The following is a 14,399-nucleotide window of genomic DNA, read 5'->3' on the forward strand; positions in this document are numbered from 1 at the left end:
AAGTGGAAAGAGATTAATGAACAAAGAAAAGAAGATATAAAACGTTTTAACAAAGAATGGGGTGCTTTGGCAAACAGGCTTGGGACTATAGTAGAAGATATAATATTCCCTGCTGCAAGACCTGTTTTGGAAAAGTACTTTGATTGCGAGATAACAGATATAGCCTTAAACAGAGAAAAAAGGAAGGGCGATTTACAAGATGAGTTTGATGTAATAGCTGTAAGCGATGTTTGTAAAACGGTATTTCTTATAGAGGTAAAATCAACCCCAAAGATAGATTATGTAGATGATTTTAAAAACAACAAGATAGAAAGGTTTAGAAAACTTTTCTATGAGTACAAAGATTACAAACTTATACCCATATTTGCGTCTTTGAGACTCCAAGAAAACATAGTAAACTATCTTACCAAGCAAAATATTTATGCAATGGCCTATAGAGAATGGGATTATATGGATATACTCAATTTCGATAAGCTACAAAATTAATATAATAATATAATAACCGTATGGAAAAAAGATGGTTTAGGAAAAAGCTATTTGTAAATAGGACTAATGAAATAAAATTTTTCATGGACCTTTTTGAAACAATACCAGAGCGTATACTGTGGATATACGGACCAAAATCTGCTGGTAAGACTACGCTTATAGAATATATTATAGAAAACGAGCTTTTTGAAGATTTTGAACATCTAAAACCAAAAAATGGGTTTTGGGTAAAGTATATAAACTTTAGAAGGTATACGCTGATAAATTACGATTCTTTTTTAAAGACTTTTATAAAACCAGATAATGCCGATATATCCTTTGAAAGCAAGATAAATTTGGGTATTTTTCAACTAAAAGCCAACATACTCAAGAAAGTAGAAGAAAAAGAGATAGACCTTTTCAATGCGCTTATTGACCAAATAGACAAAATATCCAAAACCCAAAAACCTATCATCATAATAGACGAGATTCAAACTCTGCAAGATATATACCTAAACGGTGAAAAAGAACTTATCAAAGAGTTTTTAAATTTCTTAGTATCTTTGACCAAAGAGCTTCACTTAGCCCATGTTCTCATCTTAAGCTCCAATACAATATTTATAGACCAAATATACAACGACGCCAAGCTAAAAGTCACCAGCGACTTTTACAAAATAGACCACCTATCCTATGAAAATACTCATGGGTGGCTAAAAGAAGAAGAAGAATTTAAAGACGATGAAATAGCCCTTATCTGGGACTATCTTGGCGGGTGTATACCGTATTTGTATGAGATTGTATCCAACAAGAATAAGATAGAGAATTTAAAAGCTTATCTTGAGCAAAAGGCGTTTTTGGCTTATACAGAGATAGCAGATTTGATGATAAGACACAGCACAAAAGAAGAAGATGAGATATTTAGGATGATAGCGAAAGAGATATTAAAAAATGGGTATTTTATCTTAGACCCAAATATGGAAAGAAGAAAAGAGATTATGAATGTAATAGACAAATTGGCTCAAAAAGAAATACTTTTTTACGACCCAACATCTTTAAAAGTAAACGGCAACAACAGGACCTACGAAAAAGGGATGGAGATACTGCTTTCAAAGTAGACAATAATATTGCCAAGTAAAAGTATAAAGTTTATAATATTAGTATGGAAAAGGAAAAGTTGGAAGTAGAAAGTTTTGAAGATGAAGCCCAAAGAGCTAGAGAAGAGGCTCTTAAGATGCTTTTTAGTGCTTTTTTGCCCCCAAAAGAGATAAGGGAAGAGGTGATAAGACAGATGAGGATATCTGAGATGGCTTTTTGGAAAGCGCTAAAGGCTGTGGTAGATTATAAAGTTCAAAAGCTTGAAAAACAAACAGAGCCAAAGCAAGATATCAAAAGAAAGGCAAAAAAGATTGATATAGAGTAATGACCAAAGAGATAGAGGATTTAAGAAAAGAGATAGACTTAATAGATCAGAAGATAGTAGAGCTTTTAAATAAAAGAGCTAGCATAGCAAAGCAAATTGGGGATATAAAAAAGCACAACAATATCCAGGTGAGAAACCTTCAAAGGGAAAAAGAAGTTATAGCAAATGTCCTAAGAGAAAATGAAAAGTATGGAATTTTTCCAAAGGATGCTTTGGAAATTATATACAAAGAAATTATATCTGCTATATCATCTTTGGAAGGAGCTGTTAAGATAGCTTACTTTGGACCAAAGGCTACCTTTACACATCAAGCGGCTATGTCTCATTTCGGACTATCGGCTGATTACATAGCTTGCGATTCTATATCTGCTGTTTTTGAGCTTGTAGAATCAAAAAACGCCCATTACGGGGTAGTACCCATAGAAAACACCATAGAAGGAGTGGTTAACCATACCATAGACCTTTTGATGGATGCTGACCTTTTAATATCTGGAGAGATTATAATACCTATAAATTTATTTTTGCTTTCAAGAGAAACCGATATCGCTAAGATAAACAAAGTTTATTCTCACAAGCACGCTTTGGCTCAAAGTAGAAAATACTTAGAAAAAAATCTTCCCTTTGCTGAAATCTTAGAAGCAAAAAGTACCGCCAACGCCTGCGAGATAGCCCAAAAAGAACCTAACAGCGCTGCCATAGCCTCAGAAGTGGCATCTTACGTGTATGGTTTAAACATACTTGCAAAAAATATACAAGACCAAAAAAACAACTTTACAAGATTTTTAATAATAGGGAAAACCATTACCAAGCCTACTGGTAAGGATAAAACCAGCATCATAATGGGTGTAAAAAACCAAACAGGAGCCCTTTACAAAGCCCTTGAGACATTTTATAGATATTCTATAAACCTAACCAAGATAGAATCAAGACCTTCAAAGAAAAAAGCGTGGGATGATATATTTTATGTGGATATGGAAGGCCACATAGAAGATAAAAATGTAAAAGATGCTTTGGAGGAGCTTGATAAAAGCGGTCATCTTATAAAGTTTTTAGGCTCTTATCCAAGATGAACTTGAAAGAGTTTAGCGCTTTAAATGTAGCTTTTAACATACTAGGTGGTATAATAGCTGGTCTTTTTGTAGGGTACATGCTTGATAAAGCAGCGCTTGATATTTTTCACAAAAATACTTCGCCATTTTTTTTGTTTTTATTTTTGGCTTTTGGTATAATAGCCGGGTTTAAAAACGCCTATCAAGATTTTAATAAAACCCTAAAAGATGATTGATTTTTTTGTAGTAAGCATATTTCCAGAGATAATAGAGTGCTATACTAAGTTTGGTATCTTGTCAAAAGCCATAAAACAAGGTCTTGTAAAGGTGCATGCGGTAAACCCAAGAAACTTTTACGAGAAAGTGGACGATACAGCTTATGGGGGATTTCCAGGGATGGTGTTAAAACCAGAACCCATTTTAGCGTCTTATCATCATATACTTTCCATAACAAAAGAAAAGCCTTTTGTAATAAAACCAGAACCTTGGGGTAAAAGAATAGATCAAAATATATTAAACAATTTAAAAAATAAAAAAAATATTATAATATTATGCGGCAGATACGAAGGCATGGATAAAAGGATTGACAGCATAGTAGACATTGACTTGTCAATTGGAGATTTTATACTAAGCAGCGGAGAGATTGTGGCCCTATCTATAATAGATGGTGTTTCAAGACTTTTAGAAGGAGTACTCTCAGATAGCGAAAGTTTAAAGCAAGACTCGTTTTCCAATAGATGGCTTGGCTATCCAGTTTATACAAGGCCAGAAAACTTTGAAGGCTATAGGATACCTTGGGTATTAAAAACCGGCAATCACAAGCTTATAGAACTTTGGAGCTTATGGGAACGCATAGAGCTCACATTGAAGCTAAGACCTGATTTAATACCAAAAGATATGACAGAGTTAGAAAATCTTTTTTTAAAAGCCGTAAAATCAAATTTAAGCCTTGAGGAAGTGTTAGAATGGCAAAAGAAAATATGTTAGACGATAAAACACTAGAAGAGTTAAGAAAAATCATATATGAGCTAACCGGTAACTACTATCCAGATGAACGTTTAATGCTTCTAACAAAAAAATTTAACGCCTTCTTAGGACAACAAGTCTACCACGGTTCACAAGCATACAACGAATTACCTAACTCACAAACAAACCAAGGTGATATTATAAGAGTTAAGATAGAAGAACTTTTCAAACAAAAAAAGCTCACGAAAGAGATATTGGATATTATCACGGTACCAGAAACAAAATTTTTTAGAGAAAAAGTTCAGCTTGATGCTTTTATTAAACATATAGTACCAACTATTAAGCCTAGTCCAATAAAAATAGCATCGTATGCTTGTGCCACTGGAGAAGAGGTTTATACCCTTGCAATGATGCTTGAATCAAAAGCTATACCCTATCATATAATAGGTTTTGACATAAACGAAACGTACTTAGAAAAAGCAAGGCAAGGTATGTACCCTCAGAGGGAGCTAAACGATATACCAAAAGAATACCATCATTTTGTAGAGCTAAAAGAGAACTACATAAAGATAAAAGATGTTTTAAAAAAGAACATTCAATTTAAACAACTAAACCTTATAAAGTCTGAAGATTTTGCACCCTACAAGGACATGTTTGACGCTGCTTTTTGTAGAAACGCTTTGATATACTTTAACGATGATTCGAAGCTAAAAGCCATAAAAAACATAACGTATACGTTAAAAATGGGTGGGTATTTTGCCGTGTCCATGACAGAGGTGCTTAGTAAGATACATACTCAGTTTTTTGAAAGTGTAAAGGTAGAAGGTATTTTCTTTTATAAAAAGATTAAACAACCTTAGGTTAAAGTTGCGAGGGAAGGATTTGAACCTTCGACCTTCGGGTTATGAGCCCGACGAGCTACCAAGCTGCTCCACCTCGCATTATTATCCTATCATATTAAAAGCTTAAATACAATGATATATTTCATATATATAACGATAAACCTTTGATATAATCAATGTCAAATGTACACTAGATATTTGTTGGAGATAGTGCCCTTTGATAAGCTTGACGATTTTGCAAATACTGTAAAAAAGTATATAAACATATCAGATATAGTGTGTTTAGAAGGTGAGCTTGGGGCTGGTAAAACCACCTTTGTAAAAGCTTTTCTAAAGTCTTATGGTTTTGAAAATGTATCAAGTCCAACTTTTTCTATAATAAACGAGTATCAGTTAAAAGATTTTACAGTGCTTCACTGTGATTTTTACAGGATAGATGACCCAAAACCTTTTTTAGATTATATAAAAGAAAAACAAAAAGAAGCTATAAGCTTTGTAGAATGGCCAAAAGACGTAGATTGTACAAAAAAATTAACCATAATCACCATAGATGAAAATAAGAGACTTTTTAAACTATGCTTTTAGATAGTACCGTCGATGCTATTGTAATAGGCGGTCCCACTGCTTCAGGTAAAACTGAAATAGCTCACGAGCTTGCAAAATTGTTAAACACAGAGATAATAAGCGCAGACTCTATGTGTGTTTACAAGTTTATGAATATAGGCACCGCAAAACCCAGTCTTGAAAAAAGAAAAGAGATAAAACACCACATGATAGATATAGTTTTACCAAACGAGTACTTTGACGTATACATGTATGTGGAAAAAGCCACAAAACTTATAAAATCTATAAAATCATCAGGCAAAATTCCTATAGTGGTAGGTGGCACATACCTTTATATACAGGCTCTTTTGTACGGACTTCCCCAAACTTCAGAACCTGACTTTGAGCTTAGGAAAAAACTTGAGAATATAGCAAATAAAAAGGGGTTAGATTTTTTATACCAAAAGCTAAAAACAATAGACAAAGATTATGCAAAAAAGATAGGCCCTCAGGACAAAAAACGCATAATAAGAGCTTTGGAAGTGTTTATAAATACAGGAAAGCCATTCTCTAGTTTTCATAAATGGAAAACTCCTAAGCTAAACGTATTGGGCTTTTACACAAACTTAACTCAAGAAGAGTTAAACAAAAACGTAGAAAAAAGAACAATTTATATGATAGAACAGGGATTAGAGTTAGAGTGCATAAACCTTCTTTGTCTTGGATACGAAAACGCTATGACATCTTCCCAGGCAATAGGCTACAAAGAGATGATACCCTATATAAAAGGTAAAATAAGCCTAGAAGAAGCTATCAGCAACATTGTAAAAAACACAAAAGAATACGCCTCAAGACAAAGAAGGTGGTTTCAAAAAACGGAATTTATCCCTATAAGAAGCTTAGAAGATATTAAAAACCACCTGCTATCGCTGGGACTATAGAAAGAGTATCACCGTCTTTTAACTCAGTGTCTATACCTTTTAAGAACCTTATGTCTTCATCGTTTAAATATAAGTTTACAAACCTTCTTAGCTCGCCGTTCTCGTCCACCAACCTTTCCCTAAAACCTGGATAAGCTGCCTCCAAAGCATCTATTAGCTCTTTTATATTTTTAGCTTCTACCGTCACTTCTCCTTGACCGTTGGCCAACCTTCTTAAAGGTGTAGGTATTCTTACAGTTATAGCCATATCCTCTCCTTAAAGCCAAAAAGGCCACCGCCACTTTTATAGCGCCTACGGCTAGCGCTGGTTAAAGATATAATTATAGCACAATTATACCACTATACTATTGCATAAGTCTATTACCTTGTTTACATCACCTCTTTGTATAAGCTTACCGCTATCTATAAGTATAGCCTCATCGCACATCTCTTTTACACTTTTAAGGTCATGGCTTACGAATAAAATAGTTTTATTTTTTCTTTTAAATTCCTTTACCCTTTCTTTGCTTTTTTTCATAAAAGCTATATCGCCTACCGACAATATTTCATCTAATATAACAATATCTGGATTTATGCTAAAAGCCGTAGAAAAGGCAAGCCTTGAATACATGCCAGAAGAGTAAGTCCTAACAGGCTCATCTATAACTTCCTTTAACTCGGCAAACTCTATTATTTCGTCTATCTTTTTATAGATCTCTTTCTTAGAAAGCCCTAGTATGAGACCGCTTATGATAATGTTTTCTCTGCCGGTAAGCTCAGGATGAAAACCAGTACCTAATTCCAACAGTGGTACCAAAGACCCTTTGACTTTAACACTGCCATACGTAGGCTTTATAATGCCAGATATTATCTTAAGAAGCGTGGATTTACCGGCACCGTTTCGCCCTATAATGCCAAAAGTGCTTCCAGATATTACATCAAAGTTTATATTATCAAGAGCCTTTACCACTTCTTTTTCTGGTTTTCCATGCTTTAGGAAATCTATAAAGGCAGACTTTATAGAAAAATATTTTTTTGTATGCCTTTTAAATATCTTTGTCACATTTTTTACTTCTATAATAACGCTCATATATACTCTGCAAAGACATCCTTTTTGGAATGAAAATAGTTAAAACCTATTATGTAAACTATGATAGATATAAAAAATAACAAAAGCAAAAGCTCCGGCCTCGGTATTAGATTGTTGTAAAATATGTCGTGATAGCATTTTATCAAATAGGCTATAGGATTTAAGTATATTAACTTCTCATATTTGGGCGGTAGCTGACTGTCAAAATACATAACAGGTATACAGAAAAACAACAATTGTATTATGGTCTGCATAATATGTTTAACATCTCTATAAAAGACATTCCAAGTAGCTGGGAAAAAGGCTAAACCTGTGGTTATAAAAAACTGTATCAAGATAATTATAGGAAGAAGCAACACTATAAAGCTTATTTCAACATGAAAAAACAATAAGAATAAAAACAGTATAGGTATCGACAAAAGATAATTTATTAGGTTAGAAACTACTTTTACTATTACTACAATCTCAGCTGGAAGCGTGGACTTCGTTATCAAAGCCCCTGCAGATACAACAGAGTCTGTAGCTTCCATTATAGATGAGGAAAACCAATTCCAAGGTAGTATACCGCTGAAAAAATAAACTGGATAGTTTTTAGCGGTATTTTTAAATATTACCACAAACAAGAATGTATAAACTAAAAGGTTTAAAAGAGGGTTTAGCATGCTCCACAAAAACCCAAAAACAGAACCCCTATACCTTATTTTTAACTCCTTAAGCGATAACACATATATAAGATAATGATACTTGTACAAAAGGTAAAAGGGATATAACAAAGGACTATTAAAATATCTCATTGTAAATATTATAACATTTATTGGGCTTACGCTAAACAATTCATGATATACTATAGAGGTATGCGCATTAAATATATACATTTTATAAAGTACAGATATTACTCTTACGTAATATCAATATTGCTTATACTCCTTTCGGCTTTTAGCTTGTATACAAGAGGCTTAAACCTTGGGTTAGATTTTACCGGTGGGACTATGTTAGAAGTTAGATTTCAAAAGCCAGTAAACGTAAAACAGGTGGACGATGCTCTTTACAAGGTAAATATAAAAGATGCTGTAGTCCAGCGCACAAATACTGGCGATATCATTGTCAAAATAAGGGTGGGGGAAAAGCCAAGCCTTGTGCAAAAAGCTTTAAACAGTATCGGTAGTTTTGAGCTTTTACAAAGAGAAGACATAGGCTCCGTAGTAAGTGGGGAGCTTAGAAAAAAAGCTGTATGGGCTATAATTACAGCTTTGGTAGGGATACTTATATACTTGTCTTTTAGATACGAATTTTTGTTTGCCCTTGGTGGGATACTAGCCCTTGCTCACGATGTTTTTATAGTGGTGGGGGCTTACTCTTTGACTTACAAAGAGGTAAGTTTGGATGTTTTGGCATCTATACTTGTGGTGGCAGGCTACTCTATAACGGATACGGTTGTAGTATTTGATAGGATAAGAGAAAATCTAAAGCTAAGAAAAGGCACAGATTTGGGAGAGATTATAAATTTATCGGTCAATCAAAATATAGTACGAACCATCATGACATCCTCTACGGTGTTTTTATCCTCTTTGGGGCTTTACTTATTTGGTGGGTCAGTGCTCTCTGATATATCCTTTGCCTTTTTAATAGGCGTGATAGTGGGTACGTTGTCATCTATATTTGTGGCATCTGCGCTGGTTTTAGACATAAAAATCATACTTAAAAGGCTAAAAAAACAAAAAACAGGCTAATCATTGTCAAATTTGCAATAGGTCTTATATTAGTAAAATCCTAAAGCAAAGGAGTGGCTAGCATGAGTAAAAAGTTAAACGCTCATGATAAGTTTATGTTTATACTTACCCCCACTGTGGTGATTATCGTATTGGCTATTTTCATCGTTATCTTTAATTACGTGTCAAAGCATGGATAAAATGCTATTTACTATTTTATGTTTCTTTTATATATAAGTGAAACTTATTACAATATAAGATATATTTATTTGCTTATATTAGGTATGGTTATATTATAATTAAGTATTATCTAACTTTAGGAGGTATTATGGCAAAAAGAGTGGTAATAATAGGCGGTGGCGTAGGCGGTGTCTCTACCGCTTACAATTTGAGGAAATTAGATGCTAACTTGGATATCAAAGTAGTCTCTGGAAGACCTTATTTTGGTTTTACACCAGCTTTCCCTCATTTAGCGATAGGGTGGCGTAAATTTGGCGACATCTCAACGCCCCTTCAACCGGTTTTAAAAAGAAAAAATATAGACTTTATAAATGAGGACGCAGAAAAGATAGATCCAGATGCCAACAAGGTTACCTTAAAAAGTGGAAAGGTGCTAGAATACGATTATCTCGTAATTGCCACAGGCCCTAAGCTTGTATTTACAGACGGACAAGAAGAAAACGGATACTCTGTTTGCACAGTAGACCATGCTTTACACCTTAACAAAGCCTTAGAAAAATTCTTTGAAAAACCAGGACCCGTAGTAGTAGGTGCAAAACCAGGTACAAGCTGCTTTGGCCCAGGATACGAATTTGCCTTCATGCTTCATTACGAAGCCAAAAAAAGAGGTGTAAGGCATAAGTTTCCTATACACTACATAACCTCTGAGCCTTTTGTGGGCCACCTTGGACTTGGTGGTGTTGGAAGCTCCAAGAGAGTTATGGAAGATTTGATGGCTGAAAGAGATATAAGACCTATCGTAAATGTAAAAACCAAAAAGGTAGAAAAAGACCATGTCATCTACGAAGATTTAAACGGAAAAGAATACCAAGTGGAATCATCTTTTACGATGATTATGCCAAGCTTCATGGGTACCGATGTAGTAGCAACAGCCGGTGAAAAGGTAGCAAACCCAGCCAACAAAATGGTTATAGTAGACAAATGCTTCAACAATCCTACCTATAGAAATATATACGGTGTCGGCGTAGTAGCTGCGATACCCCCAGTAGAGCAAACTCCAGTGCCTACCGGTACTCCAAAAACTGGTCAGATGATAGAAGGGATGGCCTTAGCCACCGCCTTAAACATAATATCTGACATAAGAAACAGCTCTGAAAAATATATGCCTACTTTGGCAGCTATTTGTATAGCTGATATGGGAAACGATGCTGCCGGGTTTATAGCTTATCCAGTTATCCCACCAAGGGCTTGGACTAAGCAAAATAGAAGCAAATGGATGCACTGGGTAAAAAGCGGTTTTGAAAAGTACTTCTTATGGAAGGTAAAAACTGGCGATGTAGAGCCATGGTTTGAGAAGATGGGTCTTGAAGCCATGTTTAACCTTCATCTTGTAGAGCCGTGCGCTGATTGTAGTGGTTTACCAGGTAAACAATAACCCTTGAAAAAAATTGTTTATATGTTATTATATTATCTAAGGAGGTGAAGTTATGTATTTGGGTTTTAAGCTTTCTATGTTTTTGGCAATCATATTTTATGGTTGGATTTTCGCTACCTTACTGTACGGCATAATAAATGCCTCTCGTACCGATGAAGAAGGTGAAATATTCAAAGGTTTTAACGACGAACCAAATATCAAAAAGTAAGTTGTATTTGTTATGAAAGCGGGCTTTAGCCCGCCAACAATAATAGTGCTATCTTACACTAGATAGTTTAAACCTATTAGAAACAGAAATATTAGTGTAAGCCTCATAAAGGTTTCATTTGATATTCTCATATGTAGCTTGTTACCTCCAAAAAGCCCTAGGCCTGCAAAGGGTATTAAAGATAAACTTATCTCAAAAAGCTTAATGTTTAAAAGCCCTACACTAAGATATGTAAAGACCCTCAATATATTATCAAGAAGAGCAATCACTTGAAAAGTAGCCCTAAAGCTTCTTTTTTCTATCCTTCTTAGTTGAAGATAGGCCACCAACGGGGGACCTCCACCTCCATACAAACTGCCTATCACACCAGCAAGCATGCCAAGTGGAAAAGCCCAAAATTTTCTTATAATGGGCAGCTTTTCTGGTTTGAAGCTTATAGCATATATCACGTAAGAAATGATAAAAACGCCTAAAAACCTTGTTATATTCTGAGCATTGGTTTTTGCCAGTATGAAAGTACCTATTATAAGTCCAATTATACTACCTGGGAAAAGCCATGTAAGTTCTTTAAATCTAATGTGGGAAAAATCGTATGCTCCAAGCAACACAGAGCCAGTTAGGTCTAAGATAAGAACTACCGGCACCACCTCTTTTATAGGGAAGACAAGGCTCAAAAGCGATACAGATATAAGACCAGAGCCAAAGCCAATGGTAGCTCTTACGTAAAAAGCCAACGCCACCACAAAAGCGCCGTATAAAAAGTACTGCCAATAATGTCTCATGTTTAGCAAGTTTATCATGTCTATCGTATGCATTCTTACATTTTACTATTTAAAATATGTTTATTCTCTGATAGATATAGTATTTTAGCTTTTTATAAAATCAAAATATGCTATTTTTCTTAAATATGTTTATTATAAAGTTTGTAATTTCATCTTTTGTTTTTGAAGCATCTAACACGTAAAAATTGTATTCTCTAGCCAACGCCAAATAACCTTCTCTTACTTTCTTTAAAAATTCTATATTTTCAAAAACGTCTTTTTCTCTAGCAAGTCTTTCCAATGCTATCTTTGGCTCTATATCAAATAAAAAAACTATATCTGGTTTGTATATATCTATAGCAAAATCGTTTAGAGTTTTTAGAAAATTTATATCTATACCAAAACCATATCCTTGGTAAGCTATTGTTGAATATATATACCTATCCAAAAGTACTATGCCATCGAAACCTTTTAAATGTTTTTCTATCATGTGTGTTCTTGAAGCCTCTATCAAAAACGTTTGGGTTTTTGGGTCTAATTTTTGAGATTTTAATATATCCCTAAGCTTGTCCCCAATCTCGGTAGAGCCTGGTTCTCTTAGGAGCTTTACATTTTTTTCTTTTAAAAGCTCATATACTATATTTAACTGGGTAGATTTTCCGCTACCATCTATACCTTCAAAAACTATGATATAAGGTTTCTTGGTTTTCATCAAAAATCCACGTCAAAATCAGTATCCACTATATCGTTATCTGCTATATCATCATTGTAAGCATCCTGAGTATGCAACATAGCTGATTTCTCAGAAAGCTGGTGAAAGGATGCAAAATCACTTAAGAAAGCCAATCTCACTATGCCAGTAGGTCCTTGTCGTTGTTTTGCTATAATCACTTCCACAAGACCCTTTTCCTCTGGCAAAGGATTTTTCTTGTAATACTCTGGCCTATGTAAAAATATTATGAGATCCGCATCTTGCTCTATTTGTCCAGATTCTCTTAAGTCTGATAGTTGAGGTCTTTTATCGGATCTATGCTCTGTTTGACGTGAAAGCTGGGCTAGTGCTATCACTGGAATTTTTAGCTCTTTTGCCAAAGCTTTTAGGTTTCTAGATACTTCTGCCACTTCTTCTTGCCTGTTGCCTTTTGCCCTTATTGACCTTACAAGCTGAAGATAGTCTATGGCTATGACTTTTACGCCCTTTTCTCTTACAAGTTTTCTGGCTTTTATGCGAAGATCGGATACGGTTATAGCAGGTGAATCATCTATATATATCTTTAACGTCGAAAGCTCTTCTTTGGTAGAGGACAAAAGCTTTATCTCCTCATCCGTAACCATACCGGTTCTTAACCTTTGCATATCTATTTTGCTAGCGGAAGACAAAAGTCTCATTATAAGCTGCTCTTTGCTCATCTCCAAGGAAAATACACCCACGGGAATATCTTTTTTTGCTATGTTGTGGGCCATAGAAAGCATAAAAGAGCTTTTACCCATACCAGGACGCGCTGCTACTATGACGAGGTCAGACTCGTGAAAGCCTGTGGTCATTCTATCTAAATCTATGAAACCGGTAGGGACTCCTGTAACAAGCTCTTTTTTATGAGCAAACTTTTCTATGATGTTGATTACTTCCTCAAGTATATCTTTTATCTCGAAATAACCGGTGTTTATACTTTCTGAAGTTATGTTTATAAGCTCGTTTTGAATAGTTTCTATAAGAACGCTTGAATCTTGAATTTGCTTTGTCTCTCTTATGATTTTAAAACCAAGGTTTATAATGGCTCTTTGCATCGATTTTTCTTTTATTATCTTTATTATGCTTTGAAGTATCTCTATGTCTGTTACAGCTTCTAATATCAAAGCCTCTAACAAATCTTCTGATATTTCAGAAACCCTGTTTTTTTCTAAAAAGTCCTTAAAAAGGACTCTATCCATAGTAGGTAAATTACCGTTTTCAAAATAGTAATCTATCAAAAGCTTAAAAAGGACTTTGTGTATAGGTTCAAAAAAATCTTCTTCTTTTAAATATTCTGCCACAATTGGTATATTCTCAATATCGTAAAGCATGGCTCCTAACACAGACCTTTCTGCCGATTCATCTCGTGGCAAATCTATATCAAATATATTTATCTTGTTAAGGATATCGTTTTGATTGCTCATTTTAAATATTTTATTCTCTAGTATATGTTTAGGTATTAGCTTTTAACTCAAGATTTATCATCTTTTGTTCCAATATTTTTGTATATGCTTCTAAATCCTCATTTTCTTTCACACATATCTCTTCCGTTGTAAAAAGCCTTATATTAGAAAATGGAAGCGGTATCTGAAACCTGTCCCATGAATTTAGGCTTATGTACTTAGATATATCAGCGTATATACCTACTATAGGTCTTTTTGTTTTTTGGGCTAGGTACACTATGCCTTGTTTTACTTTTTTAGGTGGACCAGTGGGTCCATCCACTGTAATAGCTACATTATGCCCTTGCTCTAAAACTCTTTTTATCTGAATTAAGGCCTTTGCTCCTCCTTTATCTTTACTATCATTGTTGCTAGAACCCCTTACTACTCCAAAACCAAGACCTTCTAGGATATAAGCTGCTATATTACCGTCTTTGTTTTGACTTGCCATGCTGTATATTTTTTTATCTATACCATACATGGCTATAGCTAACGCTTGAGAGTGCCAAAGAGCGTATATAATAGATTTATCTTTAGAATCATCCCTGTCACAGGTTATCTTTATGGTTTTTCTTAAAAGCCTAATAGATATAGGCAAAAATTTTAGTAAACGTTGGTTCATAGGTAGGGGGCAAA

General features: G+C 34.6%; 19 protein-coding genes, 1 tRNA gene and 1 pseudogene. 13 read left to right on the forward strand and 8 right to left on the reverse strand.

The window, feature by feature from the left end; translation table 11 throughout:
* The 7 genes and pseudogenes from ACYQZV_RS04850 to ACYQZV_RS04880 form a co-directional block, all read left to right on the forward strand.
* Positions 1 to 486 (forward strand): annotated as a pseudogene (locus ACYQZV_RS04850) (hypothetical protein); the annotation flags it as partial.
* 20 nt (positions 487 to 506) lie between these two features.
* The gene (locus ACYQZV_RS04855) at positions 507 to 1,580 is read left to right on the forward strand and encodes an ATP-binding protein (RefSeq protein ID WP_459893790.1); all 1,074 of its coding nucleotides are present in this window, start codon (positions 507 to 509) and stop codon (positions 1,578 to 1,580) included.
* Between the two features lie 44 nt (positions 1,581 to 1,624).
* A complete protein-coding gene (locus tag ACYQZV_RS04860; protein WP_459893792.1) occupies positions 1,625 to 1,885 on the forward strand; it encodes a hypothetical protein in 261 nt (86 codons plus the stop codon).
* Entirely contained in the window at positions 1,885 to 2,955 is a 1,071-nt protein-coding gene (gene pheA / locus ACYQZV_RS04865) for a prephenate dehydratase (RefSeq protein ID WP_459893794.1), read from the forward strand. The genes ACYQZV_RS04860 and pheA overlap by 1 nt, the downstream gene beginning before the upstream one ends.
* The gene (locus ACYQZV_RS04870) at positions 2,952 to 3,170 is read left to right on the forward strand and encodes an AtpZ/AtpI family protein (RefSeq protein WP_459893796.1); all 219 of its coding nucleotides are present in this window, start codon (positions 2,952 to 2,954) and stop codon (positions 3,168 to 3,170) included. The genes pheA and ACYQZV_RS04870 overlap by 4 nt, the downstream gene beginning before the upstream one ends.
* Positions 3,163 to 3,921, forward strand: a complete 759-nt coding sequence (trmD, locus tag ACYQZV_RS04875; RefSeq protein WP_459893798.1) for a tRNA (guanosine(37)-N1)-methyltransferase TrmD — start codon at positions 3,163 to 3,165, stop codon at positions 3,919 to 3,921. The genes ACYQZV_RS04870 and trmD overlap by 8 nt, the downstream gene beginning before the upstream one ends.
* The gene (locus ACYQZV_RS04880) at positions 3,900 to 4,760 is read left to right on the forward strand and encodes a CheR family methyltransferase (RefSeq protein ID WP_459893800.1); all 861 of its coding nucleotides are present in this window, start codon (positions 3,900 to 3,902) and stop codon (positions 4,758 to 4,760) included. The genes trmD and ACYQZV_RS04880 overlap by 22 nt, the downstream gene beginning before the upstream one ends.
* 7 nt (positions 4,761 to 4,767) lie before the next feature.
* Here the strand turns inward: ACYQZV_RS04880 and ACYQZV_RS04885 are convergent.
* Positions 4,768 to 4,841 (reverse strand) — tRNA-Met (locus ACYQZV_RS04885).
* Positions 4,842 to 4,925: 84 nt separating this feature from the next.
* On the opposite strand from ACYQZV_RS04885, the gene tsaE reads away from it, so the two are divergent.
* Positions 4,926 to 5,327 (forward strand): tRNA (adenosine(37)-N6)-threonylcarbamoyltransferase complex ATPase subunit type 1 TsaE, encoded by a 402-nt coding sequence (gene tsaE, locus ACYQZV_RS04890; RefSeq protein ID WP_459893802.1) that lies wholly within the window; start codon positions 4,926 to 4,928, stop codon positions 5,325 to 5,327.
* Entirely contained in the window at positions 5,318 to 6,226 is a 909-nt protein-coding gene (gene miaA / locus ACYQZV_RS04895; protein WP_459893804.1) for a tRNA (adenosine(37)-N6)-dimethylallyltransferase MiaA, read from the forward strand. Before tsaE ends, miaA begins: the two co-directional genes overlap by 10 nt.
* Here the strand turns inward: miaA and ACYQZV_RS04900 are convergent.
* The 3 genes from ACYQZV_RS04900 to ACYQZV_RS04910 all read right to left on the reverse strand — a co-directional run bounded on the left by ACYQZV_RS04900 (position 6,195) and on the right by ACYQZV_RS04910 (position 8,020).
* Positions 6,195 to 6,473: a ubiquitin-like small modifier protein 1 gene (locus tag ACYQZV_RS04900; RefSeq protein WP_459893806.1), complete on the reverse strand. Its 279-nt coding sequence runs from the start codon at positions 6,471 to 6,473 to the stop codon at positions 6,195 to 6,197. The genes miaA and ACYQZV_RS04900 overlap by 32 nt on opposite strands.
* 84 nt (positions 6,474 to 6,557) lie before the next feature.
* A complete protein-coding gene (locus ACYQZV_RS04905; protein WP_459893808.1) occupies positions 6,558 to 7,295 on the reverse strand; it encodes an ABC transporter ATP-binding protein in 738 nt (245 codons plus the stop codon).
* A complete protein-coding gene (locus ACYQZV_RS04910) occupies positions 7,292 to 8,020 on the reverse strand; it encodes an ABC transporter permease (RefSeq protein ID WP_459893810.1) in 729 nt (242 codons plus the stop codon). The genes ACYQZV_RS04905 and ACYQZV_RS04910 overlap by 4 nt, the downstream gene beginning before the upstream one ends.
* A 129-nt stretch (positions 8,021 to 8,149) precedes the next feature.
* Between ACYQZV_RS04910 and secF the strand changes: the two genes are divergently transcribed.
* The 4 genes from secF (at position 8,150) to ACYQZV_RS04930 (ending at position 10,827) form a co-directional block, all read left to right on the forward strand.
* A complete protein-coding gene (gene secF / locus ACYQZV_RS04915) occupies positions 8,150 to 9,025 on the forward strand; it encodes a protein translocase subunit SecF (RefSeq protein WP_459893812.1) in 876 nt (291 codons plus the stop codon).
* A 62-nt stretch (positions 9,026 to 9,087) separates the two neighbouring features.
* Positions 9,088 to 9,204: a diguanylate cyclase gene (locus tag ACYQZV_RS04920; RefSeq protein WP_459893816.1), complete on the forward strand. Its 117-nt coding sequence runs from the start codon at positions 9,088 to 9,090 to the stop codon at positions 9,202 to 9,204.
* Positions 9,205 to 9,332: 128 nt separating this feature from the next.
* Positions 9,333 to 10,619, forward strand: coding sequence for an NAD(P)/FAD-dependent oxidoreductase (locus tag ACYQZV_RS04925; RefSeq protein WP_459893818.1), 1,287 nt, complete (start codon positions 9,333 to 9,335; stop codon positions 10,617 to 10,619).
* A 52-nt stretch (positions 10,620 to 10,671) separates the two neighbouring features.
* Complete coding sequence (locus tag ACYQZV_RS04930) at positions 10,672 to 10,827, forward strand: hypothetical protein (protein WP_459893820.1); 156 nt, start codon at positions 10,672 to 10,674, stop codon at positions 10,825 to 10,827.
* 53 nt (positions 10,828 to 10,880) lie between these two features.
* Here the strand turns inward: ACYQZV_RS04930 and ACYQZV_RS04935 are convergent, their stop codons facing one another.
* The 4 genes from ACYQZV_RS04935 to ACYQZV_RS04950 form a co-directional block, all read right to left on the reverse strand.
* A complete protein-coding gene (locus tag ACYQZV_RS04935) occupies positions 10,881 to 11,642 on the reverse strand; it encodes a sulfite exporter TauE/SafE family protein (RefSeq protein ID WP_459893822.1) in 762 nt (253 codons plus the stop codon).
* 67 nt (positions 11,643 to 11,709) lie between these two features.
* Positions 11,710 to 12,300, reverse strand: coding sequence for a dTMP kinase (tmk, locus tag ACYQZV_RS04940; protein WP_459893824.1), 591 nt, complete (start codon positions 12,298 to 12,300; stop codon positions 11,710 to 11,712).
* Positions 12,300 to 13,745 (reverse strand): replicative DNA helicase, encoded by a 1,446-nt coding sequence (gene dnaB, locus ACYQZV_RS04945; RefSeq protein WP_459893826.1) that lies wholly within the window; start codon positions 13,743 to 13,745, stop codon positions 12,300 to 12,302. Before dnaB ends, tmk begins: the two co-directional genes overlap by 1 nt.
* A gap of 28 nt (positions 13,746 to 13,773) precedes the next feature.
* Complete coding sequence (locus tag ACYQZV_RS04950; RefSeq protein ID WP_459893828.1) at positions 13,774 to 14,385, reverse strand: lysophospholipid acyltransferase family protein; 612 nt, start codon at positions 14,383 to 14,385, stop codon at positions 13,774 to 13,776.
* Positions 14,386 to 14,399 lie beyond the last annotated feature (14 nt).

The sequence above is a fragment of the Hydrogenobaculum acidophilum genome, assembly GCF_054656715.1.